The organism is Azorhizobium doebereinerae UFLA1-100 (assembly GCF_000473085.1).
Lineage (GTDB): Bacteria > Pseudomonadota > Alphaproteobacteria > Rhizobiales > Xanthobacteraceae > Azorhizobium > Azorhizobium doebereinerae.
The window spans coordinates 19,552-42,492 of the sequence record NZ_AXBA01000015.1; the positions used below are offsets into that span (position 1 = coordinate 19,552).

Genomic DNA, 22,941 nt, shown 5'->3' on the forward strand with positions numbered 1-22,941 from the left:
GCCATGTCAGCCGCCGTACCCGCCCTCGACATCGACCTCCTGCGCTCCTGGATCGGCCGCACCGAGGAGGTGAGCGACCTCGTCACCGCCCGCGGCCTGCGCGAGATGCGGGTCACGCTGAACCAGCCGGCGGGAGACCCGGCGCCGGGCGAGGCGGCGATGCTGACCGCCCACTGGTGCCTCGCCCCGCCCGCCGTGCCCATGGACGGGCTGGGCCCGGACGGCCATCCCGCGCGCGGCGGCTTCCTGCCCCCGGTGCCGCTGCCCCGCCGCATGTGGGCGGGCGGGCAGCTGGAATGGCACGACGACCTCAAGGTCGGCGACGTGGTGGCCCGCCGGTCCCGCATCGCCGACGTGGTGGTGAAGGACGGGCGCACCGGCACCTTGTGCTTCGTCACCGTCGCGCATGAGATCGTCTCGCCGCGCGGGCTGGCGGTGCGCGAGCGGCAGGACATCGTCTATCGCGGCGCCGACGCGCCGGCCGGCGGATCGGGCATGGGGCAGGCGGCGCCGGCGGCGCAATGGCAGGAGAGCGTGGACACCTCGCCGGTGCTGCTGTTCCGCTATTCCGCCATCACCTTCAACGGCCACCGCATCCATTACGACCGCAGCTATTGCGTGGAGGAGGAGGGCTATCCCGGCCTCGTGGTGCACGGGCCGTTGCAAGCGACGCTGCTGGCGGAATTCGCCGGCCGCCTGTTCGGCCGCAAGCCGAAGAGCTTCGCCTTCCGCAGCGTCCGCCCCATCTTCGACGGGCCGCCCATGACGCTCAATGCGGTGGAGACCGCCGACGGCCTCGCGCTCTGGACCGCGGACAGCGACGGCCAGCCCTGCATGAAGGCCGAGGCGGCCTGACGCCGGCCCGGCGGGGCCTCAGAGCCTGACCGGCGGCAGCGCGCCGATCTTCGGGCAGGCGAAATAGAAGCCCTGGAACAGCTGTACGCCCATCTCGCTGAGCGTCCGGTATTCGGCGGCGGTCTGCACGCCCTCGGCGATGACCGCGATGCCGAGGGCACGCGCCAGGCCGAGGATGGCCCCGACGATGGCCTGCCGCCGCTGGTCGGCGTCGATGTCGCGAATGAGCGCCATGTCGATCTTCAGCAGGTCGGGATGCAGCGCGGCGAGGCGCAGCAGGCCGGAATATCCCGATCCGAAATCATCCAGCGCCGTCATCATGCCGAGGTCGCGGTAGTGGGACAGGATGCTGTTGGTGAGGCCGGTGTTCACGAACCGCTCTGTCTCGGTGAATTCCAGCGTGAGCTGTTCGGGCCGCAGGCCGGCGCGGCGGGCGGCCGCCAGCGTCGCCGGAATGAAGGCGCCCGGCTCCTGGACCGCATTGGGCATGATGTTGATGGACAGCCTCACGCGCGGATGGGGAAACAGCGTGCCGGCCATCTCGATCGCCCGCTCGCGGCAGGCCTGGTCGAACCGATAGAGCGCCTCGTCCTCCACCTGCGCGAGGACGGAGGCGGCGCTCTCGCCGGCCTCGCCCCGCACCAGCGCCTCGTAGCCCCAGATCTCGCCGGTCTGCGGCGCGACGATGGGCTGGAAGGCCATGCTGAAGGCGGTGCCCGGTTCCTCACGCTTGCGGTGCGGTCCCGTCCGCGCGGGTGCCGCGCCCTGCGTCTCCTCGGCCTTCCGCCGCGTCCCAACTCTCACCATGCGCTGCCAATCCATCTGCGTTCCGCGCGGGAACAACATGGGTCAACCCGCCGCATCGGCATTCGTTCCGCGGCGCAGCATGGAAAGCGGCAGGCGGGTCAGCGGGTGCCGGCGCCGCCGTCCAGGTCCAGCACCGTGCCGCTGACATAGCCGCAGGCCGGTGACGCCAGGAAGACGGCCGTGCGGGCGATCTCCAGCGGCTCGGCGAGCCGGCCGAAGGGGGCGTTGGCACCGGCCTCAACGATGGTCTTTCCCTCTTGCGCGGCCAGCGTGACCATGCGCTCGGTGCGGGTGCCGCCGGGATTGATGCCGAACACCCGCGCGCCAAAGTCCGGCGCCTTGCCGCCCACCGCCTCGGTGAAGGCCATGAGCGCGGCATTGCCGGTGGCGCCGCACACATAGCCGTAACGCGGGTTGCGGCCGGCGGCGCCGATGATGTTGACGATGACGCCGGAGCCCCTGTCCTTCATGGCGCCCAGGGCAAGCTGGGTCATGTGGATGAAACCCATTACCTTCAGCGCCCAGGCGGCCTCCCACTGCGCCATGGTGAGCTCCAGCAGGCCGCCGCGCGGGATGGCGCCGGCATTGTTGACCAGGATGTCGTAGCCGCCCGCCTCATGATGCAGCCGCTCGCGCTCGGCGCCCTGCGACAGGTCGCCGGCCCAGGTTTCCACCGAGGTCTCCACCGGCCCGAGCGGGCTCAGCTCGGCGGCGGTGGCGGCCAATTTGGCGGCGTCGCGGGCGGCGAGGATGACGGTGCACCCCTCGCTGAGGAACATGCGGGCGCAGGCGGCGCCGATGCCCTTCGAGCCGCCGGTGATGAGGACGCGGCGCCCGGTCAGGTCCAGGTCCATGGCTCAGGCCTCCAAAGGCGTTGCGGCAGGCGTTGCGGTGGTGAACCAGTCGCACAGCTGGCTGCCGGTGGCGAAGCCCACATGGGGACTGGCGGCGAGGGCATCCACCATGCCGACCAGTTCATGGAAGCGGTGCGGCACGCCGATGAGGTGAGGGTGCAGGCCGATGGCCAGCACACGCGGCCGGGCCGCGCACTCCTGCTCGAACAGCGCCAGCGTGTGCCTCAGGCGCGTCTCCATCTCGCCGGTGGCGTGGCGCTCGATGGCGTAGACGATGCTGTCGTTGATCTCCAGATTGTAGGGCATGGCCACCAGCGGGCCATGGGTGGTGGTCATCCAGCTGGGCACGTCGTCCACCACCCAGTCGCACACATAGTCCACGCCCTGCGCCTTCAGGAGGTCCGGCGTGCGCTCGCTCTCCCGCAGGCCGGGCGACAGCCAGCCGCGCGGCCGGGCGCCGGTGAAGCCGGCGATCTTGTCCAAGGCGGCGGCGATCATCTCGACTTCCGCGTCGCCGTCGGTATTCTGGATCGCCTTCTGATGCAGGCCGTGGCCGATGAATTCCCAGCCCGCCTTGAGCATGGCCTCGGCCGCTTGCGGATAGGCGTCGATGACGCCGGCATTGAAGCTGGTGGAGGCGGGCAGGCCCCGGCTGTTGAGCAGGTCGAGCATGCGCGGCAGGCCGGCGCGCATGCCGTAGTCCGCCCAGGAGAAGTTCGGCACGTCCGGCACCGAGCCCTGGCCGTGCGGCGGTGTGATGATGGTGCGCGGCATGGCGCGGTCGAACTGCCAATGCTCCACGTTCACCACCAGATGGACGAGGATGCGCTTGCCATCCAGCGGTGGCAGCGGCGGTCGCGTGGTGGAGAAGCGGTACGGGATACGCGGGTTGGCCATGGCGTGTGCCTCGTCAGTGCGCGCCGCGCATCTCGGCCATGATCTCGGCCTTGAAGTGCACGAACTCCGGGGTGAGCAGGTCGTCGATGGAGCGCGGGCGCGGCAGCGTGATGGGGATGTCGCGGACGATGCGGCCGGGCCGGGCGGTCATGATGCACACCCGGTCGGCCAGCAGGATCGCCTCGTCGATGTCGTGGGTCACGAACAGCACGGTGGTCTTGAAGCGCTGCCACACCTCGAGCAGCAGTTGCTGCATGGAGAGGCGGGTCTGCGCGTCCAGCGCGCCGAACGGCTCGTCCATCAAAAGCGCGCGCGGCTGCATGACGAGGGCGCGGGCGATGCCCACGCGCTGGCGCATGCCGCCGGACAATTGCGCCGGCAAAGCATCGTGGAAACCATCGAGCCCGACCACGCGCAGGATCTCCCTGGCGCGCGGCTCGTAGTCGGAGCGGGAGACCCCCTGCACCTGCGGGCCGAACACCACGTTCTGCCACACCGTGAGCCAGGGCAGCAGCGCCGCCTCCTGGAACACCACGCCGCGATCCGGCCCCGGCTTCACCACGCTGCGGCCGTCGAAGCTGATGGCGCCGGCGCTTTGCGCCTCGAAGCCGGCGAGCATATTGAGCAAAGTGGACTTGCCGCAGCCCGACGGGCCGAGCAGGGCCATGAACTCGCCCTCGGCGAGGTGGACGTCCACATCGTCCAGGGCGCGCACGCCCTGCGGGCCGCCGAACACCTTGGATACGCCGGTCATGGAAACGGTGCCCATGGCGCGCCTCACGCGTTGAAGGATTGCAGGCGCCGCCAGCGGAGCACCCAATGCTCCACGCGCACGATGAGGACATCGGACAGATAGCCGAGCAGTCCGATGGAGATCATGTCGGCGATGACGATGTCCATGCGGCCGACGTAATAGGCGTCCCACAGCACGTAGCCGAGGCCGGACTTCACCGCGATCATCTCGGACACGATCACCGCCGTCCAAGCGATGCCGAGGCCGATGCGCAGGCCGGTGAAGATGGAGGGCAGGGCCGCCGGCAGCACCACCCGGCGCAGCACGGTGAGCGGCGAGGCGCCCATCATCAAAGCGGCGCGGATCCAGTTCTTCTCCACGTCGCGGGTGCCGTGGGTGGTGTTGATGACGATGGGGTAGAAGGCGCCGATGGTGATGAGGAAGACCGAGCCGAAATCGGAAATGCCGAACACCGCGATGGAGATCGGCAGCCAGGCAGTGATCGGCACCGGGCGCAGCCACTGGATGGTCGGGTCCACCACCATGGCGAACAGCTTCCACCAGCCGATGGCGATGCCCAGCGGCACGCCGATGATGATGGCCAGCGAGAAGCCCTTGGCGACGCGGATGGTGGAGAACATCACGCTCTCCGCCCATGTGCCCTGATAGGGATTGAGCCCCATGCCCTTGGGCGCGAACGCCCATTTCACCCAGGCGGTCCACACCCGGTCCGGTGTCGGCAGCGCGCCGCCGAACAGCGCGCCATTGGTGCCGGACAGCTGCCACAGCGCCACCAGAAGGATGGGCAGGATGAGCGCGAGCACGAGCGCGCCGGCCTTGGGAAGGGCGAGGCGGCCCCAAGGGCGGCGCGGGCGCGAGGCCGTTGTGATGGATGTCATGAGCCGCTCCGCGGACGCGTCGTTTCAGCACGGATCGAAAGGCACGCGGGCACCCGGGGAGAGATGGGTGCCCGCGCGAGAGCCGGACCCGCGCGGACCGGACAGTCCGCGCGGAAAATCCGCCTCTAGTTTGGCCAGGGCGCGCCGGTCAGGACTTCACCGCCTTGGCCAAATAGGTGCCGTTCCAGGCGCCGTCGATCTCGCCGGACACGTCCTTCGGGATCACGCCCAATTCGTTGAACGCCTTGGCCTGCCGCTTCAACTGGTCGGGGGTCACCACCGGGCCGAGCTTGATGATCTCGGCGATGCGCAGGGAGATGTCGGCATCGAGGCCGGTCAGCGTCTCGATCGCCTTGCCGAAGGCGGCGGGGGAGGCTTCCAGCGCCTTCATCTGCTGCACATAGGCGGTGACGAACAGCTGCACGGCAGCGTCCTTGCCGGCGATGGCGCTCTTGTTGGCCGCCAGCATGCCCAGCTCCGCGCCCACCGACTTGGAGGCGCTGTAGTCGAGGTTCTTGGCGAAGAAGCCGTAGCCCTTCATCACCGGCACGCTCTCGAACGGCTCCCAGGTGACGATGGCATCCACCTCGCCCTTCTCCAGCGCCTGGTCGAAATTGGCGCCGCCGCCCTGGATGTTGATGGCCTGGAACGAATTGTAGGGGATGCCCTTCTCGATCAGCGTGGCGGCGAACTGGAACCACACCGCCGAGCCGGGCGCGATGGCGATCTTCTTACCCTTGATGTCGTCCCAGCTGTCGAGCTTCACGCCCTTGCGGCCGATGACATATTTCGGCGAGGCGCCGACGCCCATGATGCCGACGATGCTGGTGGAGCCGTTGGCGAGCGAGATGGCGAGATCCGCCGGGCCGATGGCGGCGATGTCCAGCGAGCCGGCCTGGAGCGCGGTGCGCGCATCCGCATAGCGGGCGAACTCCACCAGCTTCAGCTCCACGCCCTGGGCCTTCAGCGTGTCGGCGATCAGGATCATGGGCGCCAGATGCGCCACCTTCGGATAGCCGACGGTGAGCGTCACCGGCGGGGAGAGCGGCGCGCTTTGGGCGAGCGCGCCGGTGGCGGAAGCGGCAAGGAGGAGGCCGGACAGGCCCGCGAGAAATGTTCGACGCTGCATGGAAAGGTCCTCTGGAAGTGTTCTTATGGGGACGCGGCGGAAGGGATGGCGGGGCCTCAGGCGCCCGAGAAGCGCGGCGTTCGCTTCTCCTTGAAGGCAGCCTGCCCCTCGCGATAGTCGGCGCTGGCGAAGCAGGCGGAGACCAGCGCGGCGACCGCCTGCGCGTCGCGCTCCGCCTCCGGCCGGGCCAATTCCACCAAGGCGCGCTTGGCGGCGGCCACCGTCAGCGGCGCGTTGGCGGCGACGAGGTCGAGATAGGTCGCGCTGTCGGCGGCGAAGCTCTCCTGCGCCCACACCTGGCCGACTACGCCGAGGCGCAGCGCGTCCGCCGCGTCGAGAATGCGGGCGGAAAACAGGATGTCCGCCGCCGCGTCGGGACCGAGCTTGCGGGCGATCAGCTTGACGCCCTCGAAGCCGTAGCCGAGCCCGAGGCGCGCGGCGGGGACGCGGAAGCGGGCGTCGGCGCGGGCGAGGCGGATGTCGCAGGCGAGCGCGAGGCCGAAGCCGCCGCCGAAGCAGATGCCCTTGATCAGCGCCAGCGTCGGCTTGGCGGCCGCGGCGAGGGCGGTCATGCCCTCCGCCACCGCCGCGTCATAGGCCGCCACCGCGTCCGGATCGGAGCGGCGTTCGCCGAACTGCGAGATATCGGCGCCGGCGCAGAACGCCTTCTCGCCCTCGCCGGCGAGGACGATGGCGCGGATCGCCGGGTCCGCCGCTGCGCGGGCGATCAGTTCCGGCAGCGCGGTCCACATCTCGAACGTCATGGCGTTCATCTTCGCCGGCTGGGCGATGGTGATGCGCGCCAGCCCGCCCTCGACGGCATAGGCCAGGGTGCCGCTGCTCATATGATGCCCTCCGACCGCAGCGTCGCGATGCGCCCGGCGTCGATGCCGATCTCGGCGAGGATGGCGTCGCAATCGGCGCCCTTGTCGGACAGCGGCGCCACCATGGCCGGCGGGGTGCGCGACAGGCCGATCGGCTGGCCCACCAGCGTCACCGCGCCGAGGCGGGGATGCGCCACGCTCTGCGCCACGTTGAGATGGCGCACCTGCGGGTCCTCGAACACCTCGTCCATGCGGTAGATCGGGCCGGCGGGCACGCCCACCTCCTCCAGCCGCGCCAGCCAGTTGGCCGAGGTGTCGGCGGCGAAGATCGGGGTGAGCAGCGCCCAAACCGCCTCGCGATGGGCGAGGCGCTGGGGCTGGGTGGCGTAGTCGGGATGCGCGGCGAGGTCGCTGCGCTGGATGGCGCGGCAGAGGTCGCGCCACTGGCCGTCGCCCCCGACCGCCAGATTGATGAAGCCGTCGGCGGTCTCCACCACGCCCATGGGGGTGGAATAGGGATGGTCGTTGCCCGCCTGTGGCGGCACCGTGCCGTCCACCAGGTAGCGGGCGGCCTGGAAGTCGCACAGCGCGATCTGCGCCTGGAGCAGTGAGGTCTGCACCCACTGCCCCTCGCCCGAGACGTCGCGTTCGCGCAGCGCCACCAGGATGCCGGTGGCGGCATAGAGGCCGGCGGTGGAATCGGCCACCGCGACGCCGGCGCGCACCGGCCCCTGGCCGGGCAGGCCCGTCACCCACATGAGGCCACCCATGCCCTGCGCGATCTGGTCGAAGCCGGCGCGTCCGGCATAGGGCCCGTCCTGGCCGAAGCCGGAGATGGAGGCGAGGATGATGCGCGGGTTGCGGGCCTTCAGCGCCGGATAGTCGATGCCGAGGCGGGTCTTCACGTCCGGCCGGTAGTTCTCGACCACCACGTCGGCGCTCTCCACCAGCTTCAGGAAGACCTCCAGCCCCTCCGCGCGCTTCAGGTTGAGCGTCAGCGAGCGCTTGTTGCGGTGGAGGTTCAGCATGTCATAGCCGTCGCGGGCGCCGGACATGGTCTCGTTGGGGTCCACCCCGTCCGGCGCCTCGATCTTGATCACGTCGGCGCCGAAATCCGCGAACACCCGGCAGCAGGTCGGCCCCGCGCGGACCCGGGTCAGGTCGAGAATGCGCAGGCTGCTGAGGGCTGACGACGGGGTGGCCGGGGCCAGGGCGGGCACGCTCACGCGATGCACTCCTTTGGGGTGGTGTCGGGCGTGGCCCGGTGCCAGTCGCTGCGCGACTGGATGTGATGGACCCGCGCGATGAGCGCGCGATCGGTTCCCCGCGCCCCGACCAGTTGCGCGCCGACGGGCATGCCGTTGCCGTCCCGCCCGATGGGAAAGGTGACCACCGGCAGGCCGAGGCCGCTGGCGAAGCGGGTGAAGGCGGACAGCCGGTAGAGCGTGCGACCGGAGAAGCCCGGCGTCGCCGGATCGCAGGCGGCGATGGTGGGCGTGACGCACGGCATGGCCGGCAGCAGCAGCAGGGCGCAGCCGCCGAAGATGTCGCGCGCCATCCCGTCCGCGCCGGCTAGTGCGGCGCGGCATTCGGCCAGATGAGCATCGTCCATGGCCCGCCCCTTGGCGAGGCGGGTAGCGAACAGCGGGTCCTGCGTGGCGGCCGGAATGGCCTCCAACTGCCGGGCGCTCTCGCCCAGCAGAAGATCGAGCACCGGTGCGTCGGTGGCGGCGACCAGCGGCGCGAGCTGCACGTCCAGCAGGTCGAGGCCGATGCCGGTGAGGGCGTCCACTGCATTGGAGAAGGCGGCGGCGATGTCGGGATCGCAGGCCGCCAGCAGGTCGCTGGCGACACACAGCTCCCGGGGCGCGGGCTGGGCCGACGGGGCGAAGATCGCTGCCGCGCGGTCGAGCCAGGCGGCATCGCGGCCAAGGAACCCCAGGGTGTCGAGCGTCGGGGCGAGCGCCAGCACGCCATCGAGGGGGATGAGGCCGCGCGTGGCCTTCCAGGAACTGACCCCGCAGCAATGGGCGGGAATGCGCAGGGAACCGGCGGTGTCCGAGCCCAGCGCCAGCGGCACCGCGCCCGCCGCCACGGCGACGGCGGAGCCGGAGGAGGACCCGCCGCAGATCCGCGCCGGATCCCAGGGATTGAGCGGGCGGCCGCGCCAGCGGTTGGCGCCGGAGGGGTCGAAGGCCAGCGGCGTCATCTGGGTGAAGGCGACCGCCCGGCCGCCGGCGGCGGCCATGGCGCTGACCACCGGCGCGGTGGCGGCGGGGGCGGCGTTCGGCGCCGGGTCGAGGCCATAGCTCGGGGCGCGCCCGGCGACGTCCACCATGTCCTTGATGGCGTATGGGAATATGCCGCCGTCCGCCGGTTCGACGAGGTCGACGAAGGCGCGGCTGTCAGCGGCGATCCGGAGGCAGCGGGCATAAGCCTCGGCGATGGCTGCCGCGCGCCCTTCCGTTCCGTTCGATGCCTGAAATTCGTCCATGCCCGTTTCTCCGCCAAAGAGAGACTAAGGGGCTTTGTCGTGTTCGTGGAATTAGAAAAGAAAGCAGGCTGATTTCGTATTTTGCGAATTAGCTTCCCTGCAATTCCTCCAGCAGCCGCCGGGTGGCGCTGGGCAGTTCCTCATTCTCTCGCACGCAGATGGCGATCTCGCGCACCGCCCAGGGATCCTCCAGCTGGATCAGGGCGAGGCCGAGCGCGGTGGCCAGCGGACGGAGCGCGGCCTCGGGCAGGATGCCGACGCCGAGGCCGTGGCTCACCATCTGGCACATCACCTCGAAGCTGCGCACCTGCACGCGCACCCGCAGATAGTGGCCGAGCTCCCGCGCCCGCTCCATCACCAGCCGGTTCACGGCGGTGCCGGCTTCCAGCGCCACGAAGTCCTCGTTCATCAGATCGGCGAAGGCGACGCTGCGGCGGCCGGCGAGCGGGTGGTCCCGCAGGGTCACCACCGCGAGGCGGTCAGTGGAATAGGGATGGCAGGTGAGCCCGTCCACCGGCTGGCCGCGCACGATGACGCCGAGGTCCGCCTGCTTGCGGGTGACGGCGGTGATGGTGTCGGCGGTGGGCCGCTCGTCGAGATCGATGCGGATGTCCGGGTGGCGCCTGGCGAAGGCGGCCAGATCCGGCGCCAGGCGCTCCACCAGCGCCGAGCTCGACGCCGACACCCGCACCCGCCCGCGCGCGCCGGAGAGATGGTCCGCGAGGCCCGCCACGTAACGGTCCGCCAGCATCAGCACGGACTGCGCATAGGCCAGCGCCGTCTGGCCGGCCATGGTCGGCTCCACCCCGTGCGGCAGGCGGCGCACCAAAGGCATGCCCGCCTCCTCCTCCAGCAGGCGCAGGCGGCGGCTGGCGGCGGACAAGGCGATGTTGATGCGCTCGGCGGCTTTGGAGAGGCTGCGCGTCTCGCAGACGGCGACGAACAGGCGCAGCGATTGCAGGTCGTGGTGCAGCATGGCGTCCCTCATCTCGCGCCGACGCGCGGCGCGCGAGGATGCCCGCAGGCCCGGCGCCCCGCAATGCGCGGCGCCGGGGCGGCCGTCACAGCCGGGCGCCGAAGCTGAGCGCCGGGTCGAATTCCGGTCCGCGCCGGCCGGTGGGCTCGGCCGCCGGGCCGGCGGCGCGGGCCAGGAACTGCCCGCTGCCGGGGGCGGCCTTCAGCGCGCCGTCCTCCACCACCACGCGGCCCCGGTTCAGCACCGTGACCGGCCAGCCGGTGACGGTGCGGCCGTTGAACGGGGTGAAGCCCACGCGGTCGTGCATGAGCGCGTCGGTGATCTCCACCTCCTTCTTCGGATCCCACACCGCGATGTCGGCATCGGCGCCGATCATGATGTCGCCCTTGCGCGGGTGGAGGCCGTAGATCTTGGCCGGGCGGGTGGCGGTCAGCGCCACGAATTCCTCGATGCCCAGGCGCCCCTTCGACACCATGGCGTCGAACAGCAGCGGCAGGCGCACTTCAAGGCCCGGCAGGCCGTTGGCGATGTGCTTGAAATCCGGGTTCGGCCCGGCCGAGAGCTTGCCGGTCTCGTCCATGCGGTAGGGCGCGTGGTCGGAGGAGATGGTCTGGAGGTCGCCCTGGGCGAGCGCCTGCCATAGCGCCTCCTGGTCCGGCGCGGTGCGGGCCGGCGGGCTGCACATGAACTTCGCGCCTTCCAGGCCCGGCCTGTCCATGTCCTGATTGGTCAGGAACAGATATTGCGGGCAGGTCTCGCCATAGACCTTCAAGCCTTCGCCGCGCGCCCGGCGGATGCGCGCAGCGCCTTCGGCGGTGGAGACGTGGAAGATCATGATCGGCTGATCGACGAAGGCGGCCAGCGTGATGAGACGGTGGAACGCCTCCTCCTCCGATGCGCGCGGATGAGCGATGGCATGATACTTGGGCGCGGTATAGCCCTTGGCCAGCAGGCGCTTGGCGGTCCAGGCGATCATGCCGTGGTTCTCGGCATGGACGCAGACCAGCGCCTTGTTCTCCCGCGCCGCCATCAGCACGTCCAGCACCTTCTCGTCATTGAGCTGGAGCCGGTCGTAGGTCATGAACAGCTTGATCGAGGCATGCCCGTCGCGGATCAGCTTCGGCAGGTGGTCCGCCAGCGCTTCCTCGGTCGGGTCGGCGATGATCATGTGGAAGGCGTAGTCGATGACCGCGCCCTTGCGGGCGAGGCCGTGATAGGCGTCCAGCACCTCGTTGAGCTTCAGCCCCACGTGCTGGGCGGCGAACGAGATCACCGAGGTGGTGCCGCCGAAGGCGGCGGAGGTGGTGGCGCTCTCGAACGTGTCGGCGTTGAGCAGGCCGCCGGCGGACACCTGCTCGATATGGGCGTGGCTGTCGACACCGCCGGGCAGCACATATTTGCCCTTGGCGTCGATCTCCCTCGCGACCGGGCCGAGGTCGCGGCCGATGGCGGCGATGGTCTCGCCCGCCACCGCCACATCGGCCTGGAAGGCGCCGCTCGCGGTCACCACGGTGCCACCGCGCAGCACAAGATCGTAAGGTTTCGTGGACATATACCCAACTCCGGGACTAATAGGATTCCAGAATAGACAGAACGGGGACCAAGAGATGGCGCGGCCCGAGATCGTTGTGGTCAATCCCAATTCCAACGCCGCCGTCACGGCCGGCTTCGATGCCGCGCTGGCGCCGCTGCGCTTCGCCGACGGGCCGGTGATCCGCTGCCTCACGCTGGAGGAAGGGCCGTTCGGCGTCGAGACGCAGGAGCATGTGGACGAGGTCGCCATCCCGCTGCGGCGCCTGGTGGAACGGGAGCGCGCCGCCGCCGCCTTCGTCATCGCCTGCTACAGCGATCCCGGCCTGCATGTGTGCCGCGAGGGGACGAGAAGCCCGGTGTTCGGCATCGCCGAGAGCGCGCTGCTCACCGCTTTGTCGCGTGGCGACCGCTTCGGCGTCATCGCCATCGGCGCCGGCTCCATGCCGCGCCACCAGCGCTATGTGCGCCAGATGGGCCTGGCCGAGCGCTTCGCCGGCGAGCGTCCGCTCAACATGAGCGTGGCGGAGAGCGCCTCGGGCGAGGGCACGCTGGCCCGGATGATCCAGGTGGGCGGCGAGCTGGTGGAGCTGGACCGCGCCGACGTTATCGTCATGGGCTGCGCCGGCATGGCGCGGCACCGCAAGGCGCTGGAGGCGGCGCTGGGCGTGCCGGTGGTCGATCCGGTCCAGGCCGCCGTCACCATGGCCATCGGCGCGGTGCAGATCGCGCTGGCCTGACGCCCGGCGGAACCGGCGTGTCATGCCGGTTCCTTCGCCATGCGGGCGCGGAACTCGTCATAGCTCTCCCGCTCCATGGAGAAGCGGTCGTTGAGGTGGGCATACATGGTGCCGCCCATCCGGCCGACCGGCTGATAGACGTCATAGTCCGTGCGCAGCGTCTTGGGGTCGAGCACGCCGGCGCGGGTGTGCAGCGCCAGCACCTCGCCGATCACCAGGTCGCGGCGCGGCCCGAAATTGAGCGTCGTCACCTGCCGGCATTCCATCGCCACCGGGGCGATGGCGAGGCGCGGCACCGGGCCGTGGGTGCCCGGCACCAGCGGGATGCCCAGCGCCTCCGGCTCGCCTTCCTCCGGCGGGAAGGGAATGGCGCAATTGTTCATGGCCTGGGCGGTGGCCGCGTCCACGAGATTCACCACGAACGCGCGGGTGGCATGGACGTTGACCAGCGTGTCCTTCACCCGGTCGCCGGGCTTGGTATCCACGCTGAACACCACCAGCGGCGGGTCCTCCGAGATGACGTTGAACAATGAGAAGGGCGCGGCATTCACCACGCCCTCCGTCGACTTGGTGACCACCCAGGCGATGGGCCGCGGCACGACGAGGCCGGTGAGCAGCTTGTAGCGTGTGTCCGGGTGAACGTCCGCGAAATCGAAGCTCAGGTCCGCCGTCGTCATGGGTCGCGTCCTTGTCGGGATAGGCAGGAAAGGCTCAGTCTTCGGGCGGCAGGATCACGCCGGTCTGGGCGGTGATGCGGCCGTAGTGCTCGATGCGGCGGTGGCGGGCGAAATCGAAGATGGTCTGCTTGCCGAACACCGTATCGTCGAGGTCGCAGGCATGGATGACCAGTTCGTCGCCCTCGGTCTTGGATTCCGCGACGATCTCGCCGTCCGGGTTCACGATCAGCGTGCCGCCCATCAGGTGATGGCCGTCCTCGTCGCCGGCCTTGGCCACGGCTACCACCCAGGTGGAGTTCTGGTAGGCGCCGGCCTGCACCGAGAGCTTGTGGTGGAACAGGCGCTGGGCGAGGCCCTCGGTGCCCTTCTGGCCGTTGACGGAGGGGGTGTTGAAGCCGAGCACGATCATCTCCACGCCCTGCAGCCCCATCTCGCGATAGGTCTCCGGCCAGCGGCGATCGTTGCAGATGGCCATGCCGAAGATGCCGCCCATGGTGCGCCACACCGGGAAGCCCAGGTCGCCGGGCTCGAAATAGCGCTTCTCCAGATGCTGGTGGGTCCGGTCGTGGTCGTACTCCACATGGCCCGGCAAATGGATCTTGCGATACTTGCCGACGATGGCGCCTTGGGTGTCCACCAGGATGGAGGTGTTGAAATGGTGTCCGTCCGGGGTGAGCTCGGCATAGCCGAAGCTCATGGCCATGCCCATTTCGCGGGCGGCGTCGAACAGGGGCTGCGTCTGCGCGCCCGGCATCTCGGCCTCGAACCAGCCGTCCGCCTCGGCGCGGTCCTCGTGGTACCAGCGCGGGAAGAAGGTGGTGAGCGCCAGCTCGGGATAGACGATGAGGGTGCAGCCCTCCGCCTTGGCCTGGCGCATGAGCGCCAGCATGCGGGCGACGACCACGTCGCGCCCCTCGGCCTTCTGGATGGGGCCGAGCTGGGCCGCCGCAACCTTGATTTCACGCATCAACGTCACTCCTGGCGCGGCGCCGAAAACCGCCGCGCGTCTCTTCGGTCGGAACGGGTCACGTCCCCAGCTTGTGTTCAAGGCGGCTCATGAGCCGCACCACGGGCCACAACAGGACGAGATAGATGAGCGCCGCCAGCACGATGGGCGACGAATTGAAGGTCACGGAGCGGGCCATGTCGGCGGAATAGAGCAGTTCCGGCAGTGCCACGACGCTCGCCAGGGAGGTGAGCTTCACCACCTCCACCGTGTTGGAGACGAGGTCGGGCAGCACGTTGCGCACCGCCTGCGGAATGATGACATGGGCCATGGTCTGGAACGCGTTCAGCCCGGTGCAGCGCGCCGCCTCCCACTGGCCGTGCGACACGCTGTCGAGGCCGGCGCGATAGACCTCGCCATAATAGGCGGAGGTGTTGAGGAACAGCGCCAGGCACACGCAGACGAAGGGCGACAGGCGGATGCCGGCGAACGGCAGGCCGGCGGAAATGGCGATCAGCAGCACCAGCGGCGGCAACGCCCGCAGCACGTCGATGAAGCCGGCGAGAAGGGCCCTGGCGAGGCGTGAGCGCGCCCGGCTGCCCAGCGCCACCAACAGCCCGCCGATGAGGCCGAGCGGCACCACGGCGAGGCAGACCAGGAGCGTCATGCCGAGGCCCTGGAACACCAGCGGCGCGGCCTGCCGCATGATGTCGAGATTGAAGAACTGCTGGAGGATCGCGTCCATCAGGCACGCCTCCAGGTGAAGCGGGCCTCGATGTAGCGCCCGGCGATGACCACCGGCACGAACAGCACCAGATAGGCGAGCGCGCCCATCATCAGCGGCGTGGCGCTGCCGGAGAAGCTCTGCGCCGTGGTGGCCTGGTTGAGGATCTCCGGCACGCCGATGACGGTGCCGAGCGCGGTGTTCTTGGTGATGGCGATGGTGCGGTTGGTCAGCGGCGGCACGGTGAGGCGGATGGCCTGTGGCAGCACGATCCAGCGCAGGGTCTGGAATTCGGTGAGCCCGGTGCAGCGCCCGGCCTCCCACTGGCCCTTGCGCACCGAGACGATGCCGGCCCAGAACACCTCCTCCGCGAAGGCGCCCAGCACCAGGGAGAGCACCAGCCACAGCACGGCGAAGCTCGGCAAGGTGAGGCCGATGTTGGGCAGGCCGAAATAGACCAGCAGCACGATGACCAGCGGCGGCAGCGCCCGCAGCATGTCCACGCACACGACGAGGAGGAAATTCACCGTCCGCCAGCGGAAGCTGCGGATGACGGCGAGCGCCAGCCCGAGCGCGATGCCGGTGACGATGACGCAGGCCGCCACCTCCACCGTCACCACCATGCCCTTCAGGATGGCGGGCAGGTAGCGGACGATGATGACCGGGTTGAAGAAGGTTTCGAGAAAGAGCTCGCCGCTGGTCATGGGCGGCTCAGCGGGTGATTTCGGTGAGGAAGGCCCGCACCCGCGGGTGGGCATCGGCGCCGAACAGGTGCTCGGGCGGGCCTTGCTCCACGACCTCGCCGGCTTCCATGAACACCACGCGGTCGGCGGCGTCGCGGGCGAAGCGCATCTCGTGGCTCACCACCACCATGGTCATGCCGGCGATCTTGAGGTCGCGCATCACCGCCAGCACGCTGCCTGCCAGCTCAGGGTCGAGCGCGGAGGTGGGTTCGTCGAACAGCATCACCTTCGGCTCCAGCGCGATGGCGCGGGCGATGGCGACGCGCTGCTGCTGGCCGCCGGAGAGCTGGCTCGGATAGGAACGCGCCTTCTCGGCGAGGCCGACGCGCTCCAGGGCCGCGAGGCCGATGGCGTCGGCCTCCGCCGCGCCGCGGCCGAGCACCTTGCGCAGGGCCAGCGTCACGTTGCCGAGCGCGCTCATGTGCGGATAGAGGTTGAACGACTGGAACACCATGCCGATGCGCCGGCGCATGGCGTTGATGTCGGTCTTGGGGCTCAGGAGGTCGATGCCGTCCACATAGATGGAGCCGTCGCTCGGCTCCTCCAGGCGGTTCATGCAGCGCAGGAAGGTGCTCTTGCCGGAGCCGGACGGGCCGATGATGAACACCAGTTCCTGCCGCGCCACCTTCAGGTCGATGCCCTTGAGCACCTCCGCCGCGCCGAAGGTTTTGCGCAGCGCGCGGATGTCGAGCATGGGCTCGGCGCGCGGGGAGGCGGAGGGAAGAGGTTCAGCCACTGTGAATGCCGATCGTCAGACAGGACAGGCGCGGGGTCTCGCCCCGCGCCGCAGGCGTCAGGAGTAAGGAAGCGTCAGGAACAGGAGAGCGGGTGCTCGGCCTTGTCGTAGCCGGGCATGTCGGGCACGCCGTAGCCGGGGAAGATGGTGGCGGCGGCCGAGCCGGGCGCCGGCTTGGCGCCGAACCACTTCTCGTGCATGGCGGCGAGCGTGCCGTCCTTCTTCATGCATTCGAGCGCGGCATCGAGCTTGTTGCGCAGCGCCACATTGTCCTTGCGCACCGGCACCGCCCACACCAGGCCGGTGGAATGCAGGTAGGACAGCTTGATCGCCGGGTTGTTCTTCACCGCCCAGGCCGAGACCGTGTTGCCGGCGACATTGGCATAGGCGCGGCCGGTCAGCACGGCCTGGATGGCGTCGGAATTGGTGCCGTAGGATTCGACCGTCCAGCCGATCTTGTCGGCCAGATCGCGCGCCCAGGAATCATAGGCCGAGCCCTTGTTCACCGCGATGACCTTGCCCTTCAGGTCCTCAAGCTTGGTGATGTCCGGCGTGTCCTTCTTCACCACGAACTGGAAGTCGGTGTTGAGGTAGCCCTCGGTGAAGAGAAGCTGCTCGGCGCGATCCTTGTTCACGGTCACCGGCGCGGCGATGAAATCATAGGTGCCGGCCTGGAGGCCGGGGACGAGGCCCGAGAATTGCGTGGCGTCGATGGTGATCTTGCTGCCGAGCCGCTTCGCCAGCTCGTTGGCGAGGTCGATGTTGAAGCCCTGCACGCCGCCGGAGAGGTTGGGCATGGCATGCGGGGCGAAGGTGCCGTCCACGCCGGTCTTGAGGCCCGCGTCCTGCGCGGAGGCGGCAGAGAGCGGCAGCACGGCCAGGGTGGCCATTACGGCGACGGCCCGGGTTAGGGAAAGGAGATGGCGCATCGATGGATCGTCCTGTGCGTGGACAGGGGCGAACGGACCATGCCCATCCTGCCCCGCCGGGTCGGCCACGCCTTGCGCGGCGTGGCTTCGCAAGGGTTGCGGGAATGAGTATGCCGGTGGTATTCCACTTCGGTCAATTACATGGCATGCGCAATTGTTGAGCAGGCCATGCCTCAAAACCGGCAGGAGACCTTGGTCATGGTCACGGACGCAGACGCGGGCCCCGCGACCCCACGCCTGACCGAGGTGGCCTATCGCCGGCTGCTCGACATGATCCTCGGCGGCGAGCTGGAGGCGGGGGCGGTGGTGCAGGAGCGCAAGCTGGCGAAGGCGCTGGATGTCTCGCGCACGCCGCTGCGCGATGCCCTGTTCCGCCTGGAAGGCGAGGGGCTGCTGATCCGCCGTGGCGAAGGCGCGCTCCAGGTGAAGACCGTGACGCTGGAGGACTACAGCCACGCGCTGCGGGTGCGCGTCACGCTGGAGAGCGAGGCCGCCCGCCTCGCCGCCGGCCATGTGCCCGCCGCCACGCTGGCGCCGCTGCGGGCCCGCATGGAGGCCATCCTGCATGCCGCGGAAGCGTCGGATGCGGAGCCGCTCAGCCGGGCCGAGCTCGACGCGGTGGACGACATCCTGCATGAGGCCATCGCGCAGGCGAGCGGCAACCCGCTGCTGGCGGAACTGATCCGGCAGGTGCGGCAGCGCTCGCGCCTGTTCGGCCTTGAGCGGCGGCCGCGGCGCATCCGCGAGATCAGCGCCGAACATCTCGCCATCATCGATGCCCTGGCCGAGGGCCGGAGCGCGGCGGCGGGCGCGGCGATGGAACGGCATCTGACCAATGTGATCGAGGACCTCAAGCAGCGCATCTTCGCGCCGCGCGGCTGAGCGACGGGGACTTTGCCCCCGGGCGCTGCCGTGTATGGTGGCGCCCGCATGCCGGAAGACCGCCCGTGATCCCCTGGACCCTCATCGACACCGCCCCCTTGCCCGGCGGCGGCGACCTGCGCCTCAAGCGGCGGGGCGCCGAATTCTCCATCATGCTCGGCGCGACCGAACTGATGAACAGCCGTCTCAGCGGCTCGGAGGAGGCGCTGGCGCGGCTCGCCTGTGCGCGCCTCGCGGAGCGGCCGGCGCCGCGCCTGCTGATCGGCGGGCTGGGCATGGGCTTCACCCTGCGCGCGGCGCTCGCCGTCGCCCCGCCCGCGGCGGAGATCCTGGTGGCGGAACTGGTGCCGGCCGTCGTCGACTGGGCGCGCGGCCCCATGGCGGAGGTGTTCGGCGGCTGCCTGGACGACCCGCGCGTCGCTGTCCACACTGGCGACGTGGCGGCGCTGATCGGCGGGGCCCGTGCCCGTTTCGACGCCATCCTGCTGGATGTGGACAACGGGCCGGATGGGCTCACCGTGCCGGAGAACGACCGGCTCTATGATGCGCGCGGGCTCGGCGCGGCCCGCGCGGCGCTCACGCCGGGCGGCGTGCTGGCGGTGTGGTCCTCGGCACCCGATCCGCGCTTCACCCAGCGGCTGCGTCGCGCCGGCTTCCGCGTCGAGGAAGTGCCGGTGCGCGCCACTGGCCGCAACCGGGGTGCCAGGCACATGATCTGGTGTGCCACAGCCTGAGCTGTCGCAATTTCTGGCCACCGCTCGCGTATGATCCCGTCGGGCGCACTGAGTCGGCAGAGGCACGGCATGGCACAACAGGCCGATTTCTTCGCATTGCTCACGGTGGACGAGGCGGTCGAGGAGCTGGCCGCCCTGGCGAAGCCCCGCCGCAAGGTGCGGGCCAAGGGCCCGGCGAAGACCGGCCCGGACGTCGCCTATGATGCGCACCACGAAGCCTATGCCTGCGAACTGGAGGCCACCGGCCGCTACCGTGTGCTGCGCAAGCTCCAGCCGCGCACGGTGGTGCCCCGCGCCCTGGAACTCGGCGAGAAGCTGGCGGTGATCGTGGATACCGAGACCACCGGCCTCGACCATGCCAAGGACGAGGTGATCGAGCTCGGCATGGTCGCCTTCACCTATCGGGAAGATGGCGCCATCGGCGACGTCATCGATACGTTCAGCGCCCTGCGCGAGCCGTCCGTGCCCATCAGCGCCACCATCACCAAGCTCACCGGCATCACGTCGGAGATGGTGGCCGGCCATGCCATCGATCTCGACGCCGTGGCGCGCTTCATGGCGCCGGCCTCGCTGGTGATCGCCCATAACGCGCGCTTCGACCGGCCGTTCTGCGAGCATCTGGCGGAGGGCTTCGACGGCAAAGCTTGGGCCTGCTCGGTGGCGGAGGTGCCGTGGGGCGATTTCGGCTTCGAGGGCGTGAAGCTCGGCTATCTCATCGGCCAGTGCGGCATGTTCCACAACGGCCACCGCGCCGTGGACGACTGCCACGCGCTGCTGGAGGTGCTCGCGGCGCCGCTGAAGGAGGCGCCCGGCACCGCCTTCGCCCGCCTGCTGGAGACCGCCCGCCGGCCGCGCCATCGGGTGTGGGCCGAGAGCAGCCCGTTCGAGATGAAGGATGCGCTGAAAGCCCGCGGCTACCGCTGGAACGACGGCTCGGACGGCCGCCCGAAATCCTGGTGGCGCGAGGTGGAGGACGAGGCGCTGGAGGCCGAGATCAGCTTCCTCCAGCAGGAAATCTATCTGCGCGACGTGGAGCCCTATGTGCAGAAGATGACCGCCTTCGACCGCTACAAGGCCTGACGCGCAAGGGGATCAGGATCAGCACCCGAGCCGTGTCGCGCATGGCAAAACCCGCGCTCGGAAGCGCGGGTCTGGAAAGCGCGAACTTTCGGCTGGCGGCGCCGCCGCTCAGGCCGCCTTGCGGTTGACGGATTGCAGGGCGAGCTGCGTCAGCAGCTTGTCGGTCTTCATCTCCTCCTGCAGCGTCGCGTCCAGCAGCTTGGCGGCATCGGGAAGGCCGAGTTGCGTCGCCCAGGTCTTCAGCGTGCCGTAGCGGCTGATCTCGTAATGCTCCACCGCCTGCGCGGCGGCGAGCAGGCCGGGATCAAGCGCCTCGGTATCGGAGAAGTCCTCCATGATCTCCTTGCCTTCGTCGATGATGCCGACGATGGCGTCGCAGGCCTTGCCGCGCGGCGACTTGCCCAGCAGTTCGAACACCTGTTCCAGGCGTTCGATCTGGCCCTGGGTTTCGTCGCGATGATGCTCGAAGGCCTGGCGAAGAGCGTCCGTCTGCGCCGCCTTCGCCATCTTCGGCAGCGCCCGGAGAATCTGTTTCTCCGCGAAATAGATGTCCTTGAGCGTCTCGTGGAACAGGGCCGTCAGGTCTTTGGTCTTGCTCGTCATCTGCGCTTCCTCGGTTGTTCCGCAGGGGTCTGCCGGTAAAACCTTGGGACTGCGGCTTCGTTCCGGGATGCGCTTGAGCTTGGGTGAAATAAATGACGGGCAGCGGTCCGGGCCGGCTCAGGCGTAGCGCTCAAGGATCGCGGCATCGAACGCGGGCAGGCTCTCGTCGTGGGCGCCGGCATGCACCGGCTCCAGCATGCGCGCGGCGAGGTCCGGCGGCAGCGCCGGGGCGATGTCCAGCCTGTCGAGCGGGCCGCGCGCGCCCGTCGCATGCCGTCGCCAGAGCGCGTCGGTGAGTCCAGCCGCCAGCGCTCCCACCGGCTCCAGCAGCTTGTCGTAAAGCACGAGGCGGTTCTCCGGCAGCCGCCCTTGCGCGTCGCGCACGGTGATGGGCGGGGACACGGCGACGACCGGGCCGGTGTCGATCTCCGGCGAAACCTGGTGGATGCTCCACACCGTCGTGCGCGCGCCGCGCGCGTCCAGATCCTCGTCGGGCGCAGGGCCCGCGCCATGGCCGTGCAGCAGGTCGGAGGGGTGGAAATTGTAGATGCCGCAGGTGGGCATGGCGATGATCTTCGGCCCGATCACCTGTCCGAAGACGCAACTGATGATGACGTCGGGCCGCCAGTCCTCCCGCAGGATGCGCCGGAAGCCTTCGGTCTTGATCTCGCCGGTGAAGGCCGGCGCGCCGGCCCTGAGCGCCGCCTCGGCCATGGCGGTCTCCATGGCGACACGCTCGTCCGTGTCGACATATTTCCAGATGCGTTTCTTGAGACCGATGCGGGCGCTGGCGTTCGCCGCGTCGTCGGTGGCAAGGCCCGCCAGCGTGATCCGCCCAGGGAAGCGCGCCGCATAGGCCTTCACCGCGTCCAGGGCCAGATAGCCATATTCGAAGCTGGCGAACAGCACCACGCGCAGGCCGCCGGCGGTGGTGCATGTCTCGTCCGGCGCGGGCAGGATCAGCTCGCCCCAGCGCGCCCCCTCCACCGACAGGAAGCGGCGTCCCGCATGGGCGGCGAGCCGGTCGTTCATCGGCCGTGAGGCGGCCAGTACGGGCGGGAGATCGGCATGGGGTGGACTGTCGGTCATGGGCCTGCCGGAAGGTGGGACGCTCCGGAGCTAGCGGGTTGCCACCATGCGGTAAAGCAAGCGCGATCAAACCGGGCGTGGGGTGATGCATCGCTCAGGAGGGCAGGCGCACCTTCGGTTTGGAGATGGAGGTGGCGGCCACCTGCACCTCCTGCGCCAGCTCCGCTTCGGCCCGCTGTGGGGTCCAGCGGCTGGTGGGAACGGAGATGTTGATCGCCGCCACCGGCCGGCCGTGCTCGTCGGTGATGGCGGCGCCCACCGAGATGTCGCCCATCACCGCCTCGTTGACCGTCACCGCATAGCCGCGCTCGCCCGCCCGCCGCACCCGCTCCAGCAGTGCCTCGGGGTCGGTCTCGGTAAAGGGGGTGAGCGGCGCGAGGTCGGTGCGGGCGAGGATCTCGCGCTGCTCCGCCTCGCTCATGCGCGAGAGCATGGCGGTGCCGGACGCGGTGAAAAAGGTGGGCAGCCGGCTGCCGACGACGATGTCGATATGGGCCATGTGCTGGCCGGGGAAGCGCGCGACGAAGACGATGTCCGGCCCGTCCAGCTCCTGCAGATTGGTGGTCTCGCCGAGGCGCCGGCTGATGTCGAGCAGATAGGGCAGCGCCCGGTCGATCAGTTCGTTGGCGCGCAGGTAGCTGTAGGAGAACTGAAGCACCTTGGAGGTCAGCGCATAGTTGCGCGTGTCGGGCACGCGCTTGATGTAGCCCAGCGTCTCCAGCGTATGCACCAGGCGCTGCGCCGCGCTGCGGTCGAGGCCGGAGGCACGGGCGATATCGGCCAGCGTCATGAAGCGCTGCGGCCCGTCGAAGGCATGCAGCACCTGGAAGGCCTTTTCCGTCGAACCGACGAACAGCGAGGAACGGCGCTTGTCCGCGCCCGTATCCATGGCGGCGTCCATGGCAGCGGCCTTCGGCGCAGGCGCTGCGATGCGGCCCGGGCTCTTGGGGGGCTTGGGCGAGGGGCTCGAAGCGGCGGTCCGGGTGGGCTTGCGCATACGCTCTTTCTGTGGGCTCAGCCGGGCGTCCGTCAATCTCCATCGACGGGCGCCGCGTCGCGG

25 protein-coding genes are annotated in these 22,941 nt (G+C 69.6%); 5 read left to right on the top strand and 20 right to left on the bottom strand.

Annotated elements, in window-relative coordinates; translation table 11 throughout:
• The first annotated feature begins 3 nt into the window (after window positions 1–3).
• The gene (locus tag YU1_RS0112610; RefSeq protein ID WP_029004384.1) at window positions 4–855 is read left to right on the top strand and encodes an HTD2 family dehydratase; all 852 of its coding nucleotides are present in this window, start codon (window positions 4–6) and stop codon (window positions 853–855) included.
• 18 nt (window positions 856–873) lie between these two features.
• Here the strand turns inward: YU1_RS0112610 and YU1_RS29250 are convergent, their stop codons facing one another.
• From YU1_RS29250 to hydA, 11 genes are all read right to left on the bottom strand, one after another.
• A complete protein-coding gene (locus tag YU1_RS29250; protein ID WP_245263311.1) occupies window positions 874–1,677 on the bottom strand; it encodes an EAL domain-containing protein in 804 nt (267 codons plus the stop codon).
• 83 nt (window positions 1,678–1,760) lie between these two features.
• Window positions 1,761–2,516, bottom strand: coding sequence for a short-chain dehydrogenase/reductase (locus YU1_RS0112620; protein WP_029004385.1), 756 nt, complete (start codon window positions 2,514–2,516; stop codon window positions 1,761–1,763).
• Window positions 2,517–2,519: 3 nt separating this feature from the next.
• Window positions 2,520–3,413: a polysaccharide deacetylase family protein gene (locus YU1_RS0112625; RefSeq protein WP_029004386.1), complete on the bottom strand. Its 894-nt coding sequence runs from the start codon at window positions 3,411–3,413 to the stop codon at window positions 2,520–2,522.
• Window positions 3,414–3,426: 13 nt separating this feature from the next.
• Window positions 3,427–4,182 (bottom strand): ABC transporter ATP-binding protein, encoded by a 756-nt coding sequence (locus YU1_RS0112630; RefSeq protein WP_029004387.1) that lies wholly within the window; start codon window positions 4,180–4,182, stop codon window positions 3,427–3,429.
• A gap of 8 nt (window positions 4,183–4,190) precedes the next feature.
• Entirely contained in the window at window positions 4,191–5,045 is an 855-nt protein-coding gene (locus tag YU1_RS0112635) for an ABC transporter permease (protein ID WP_051356815.1), read from the bottom strand.
• A gap of 148 nt (window positions 5,046–5,193) precedes the next feature.
• Entirely contained in the window at window positions 5,194–6,174 is a 981-nt protein-coding gene (locus YU1_RS0112640) for an ABC transporter substrate-binding protein (RefSeq protein WP_029004389.1), read from the bottom strand.
• A 56-nt stretch (window positions 6,175–6,230) separates the two neighbouring features.
• Entirely contained in the window at window positions 6,231–7,019 is a 789-nt protein-coding gene (locus YU1_RS0112645; RefSeq protein WP_029004390.1) for an enoyl-CoA hydratase, read from the bottom strand.
• On the bottom strand, window positions 7,016–8,209 hold the full coding sequence (locus tag YU1_RS0112650) for a CaiB/BaiF CoA transferase family protein (protein ID WP_029004391.1): 1,194 nt from the start codon (window positions 8,207–8,209) through the stop codon (window positions 7,016–7,018). Before YU1_RS0112650 ends, YU1_RS0112645 begins: the two co-directional genes overlap by 4 nt.
• Before the next feature lie 11 nt (window positions 8,210–8,220).
• Window positions 8,221–9,492: an amidase family protein gene (locus YU1_RS31980; protein WP_051356816.1), complete on the bottom strand. Its 1,272-nt coding sequence runs from the start codon at window positions 9,490–9,492 to the stop codon at window positions 8,221–8,223.
• Between the two features lie 88 nt (window positions 9,493–9,580).
• Complete coding sequence (locus YU1_RS0112660; protein ID WP_029004392.1) at window positions 9,581–10,468, bottom strand: LysR family transcriptional regulator; 888 nt, start codon at window positions 10,466–10,468, stop codon at window positions 9,581–9,583.
• 85 nt (window positions 10,469–10,553) lie between these two features.
• Complete coding sequence (hydA, locus tag YU1_RS0112665) at window positions 10,554–12,020, bottom strand: dihydropyrimidinase (protein WP_029004393.1); 1,467 nt, start codon at window positions 12,018–12,020, stop codon at window positions 10,554–10,556.
• Between the two features lie 55 nt (window positions 12,021–12,075).
• Between hydA and YU1_RS0112670 the strand changes: the two genes are divergently transcribed.
• Window positions 12,076–12,738: an aspartate/glutamate racemase family protein gene (locus YU1_RS0112670; RefSeq protein ID WP_029004394.1), complete on the top strand. Its 663-nt coding sequence runs from the start codon at window positions 12,076–12,078 to the stop codon at window positions 12,736–12,738.
• Between the two features lie 20 nt (window positions 12,739–12,758).
• On the opposite strand, the gene YU1_RS0112675 is transcribed toward YU1_RS0112670, so the two are convergent.
• The 6 genes from YU1_RS0112675 to YU1_RS0112700 form a co-directional block, all read right to left on the bottom strand.
• On the bottom strand, window positions 12,759–13,415 hold the full coding sequence (locus tag YU1_RS0112675) for a flavin reductase family protein (RefSeq protein WP_029004395.1): 657 nt from the start codon (window positions 13,413–13,415) through the stop codon (window positions 12,759–12,761).
• Window positions 13,416–13,449: 34 nt separating this feature from the next.
• Window positions 13,450–14,382 (bottom strand): N-carbamoyl-D-amino-acid hydrolase, encoded by a 933-nt coding sequence (locus YU1_RS0112680; RefSeq protein ID WP_029004396.1) that lies wholly within the window; start codon window positions 14,380–14,382, stop codon window positions 13,450–13,452.
• A 58-nt stretch (window positions 14,383–14,440) separates the two neighbouring features.
• On the bottom strand, window positions 14,441–15,106 hold the full coding sequence (locus YU1_RS0112685; protein WP_029004397.1) for an amino acid ABC transporter permease: 666 nt from the start codon (window positions 15,104–15,106) through the stop codon (window positions 14,441–14,443).
• Complete coding sequence (locus tag YU1_RS0112690) at window positions 15,106–15,789, bottom strand: amino acid ABC transporter permease (protein WP_029004398.1); 684 nt, start codon at window positions 15,787–15,789, stop codon at window positions 15,106–15,108. The genes YU1_RS0112685 and YU1_RS0112690 overlap by 1 nt, the downstream gene beginning before the upstream one ends.
• A gap of 7 nt (window positions 15,790–15,796) precedes the next feature.
• Complete coding sequence (locus YU1_RS0112695) at window positions 15,797–16,522, bottom strand: amino acid ABC transporter ATP-binding protein (protein WP_029004399.1); 726 nt, start codon at window positions 16,520–16,522, stop codon at window positions 15,797–15,799.
• A 116-nt stretch (window positions 16,523–16,638) separates the two neighbouring features.
• Window positions 16,639–17,454, bottom strand: coding sequence for a transporter substrate-binding domain-containing protein (locus tag YU1_RS0112700; RefSeq protein ID WP_198018915.1), 816 nt, complete (start codon window positions 17,452–17,454; stop codon window positions 16,639–16,641).
• A 237-nt stretch (window positions 17,455–17,691) separates the two neighbouring features.
• On the opposite strand from YU1_RS0112700, the gene YU1_RS0112710 reads away from it, so the two are divergent.
• The 3 genes from YU1_RS0112710 (at window position 17,692) to YU1_RS0112720 (ending at window position 20,189) form a co-directional block, all read left to right on the top strand.
• A complete protein-coding gene (locus YU1_RS0112710) occupies window positions 17,692–18,375 on the top strand; it encodes a GntR family transcriptional regulator (protein ID WP_051356817.1) in 684 nt (227 codons plus the stop codon).
• Between the two features lie 65 nt (window positions 18,376–18,440).
• Complete coding sequence (locus YU1_RS0112715) at window positions 18,441–19,109, top strand: spermidine synthase family protein (RefSeq protein WP_029004402.1); 669 nt, start codon at window positions 18,441–18,443, stop codon at window positions 19,107–19,109.
• A 69-nt stretch (window positions 19,110–19,178) separates the two neighbouring features.
• The gene (locus YU1_RS0112720) at window positions 19,179–20,189 is read left to right on the top strand and encodes a 3'-5' exonuclease (protein WP_029004403.1); all 1,011 of its coding nucleotides are present in this window, start codon (window positions 19,179–19,181) and stop codon (window positions 20,187–20,189) included.
• A 108-nt stretch (window positions 20,190–20,297) separates the two neighbouring features.
• Here the strand turns inward: YU1_RS0112720 and YU1_RS0112725 are convergent, their stop codons facing one another.
• From YU1_RS0112725 to YU1_RS0112735, 3 genes are all read right to left on the bottom strand, one after another.
• The gene (locus tag YU1_RS0112725) at window positions 20,298–20,792 is read right to left on the bottom strand and encodes a YciE/YciF ferroxidase family protein (protein WP_029004404.1); all 495 of its coding nucleotides are present in this window, start codon (window positions 20,790–20,792) and stop codon (window positions 20,298–20,300) included.
• A 117-nt stretch (window positions 20,793–20,909) separates the two neighbouring features.
• Window positions 20,910–21,881 (bottom strand): formyltransferase family protein, encoded by a 972-nt coding sequence (locus YU1_RS29260; RefSeq protein WP_084539837.1) that lies wholly within the window; start codon window positions 21,879–21,881, stop codon window positions 20,910–20,912.
• Window positions 21,882–21,975: 94 nt separating this feature from the next.
• Window positions 21,976–22,782, bottom strand: coding sequence for an IclR family transcriptional regulator (locus tag YU1_RS0112735; protein WP_156922110.1), 807 nt, complete (start codon window positions 22,780–22,782; stop codon window positions 21,976–21,978).
• Between the last annotated feature and the right edge of the window lie 159 nt (window positions 22,783–22,941).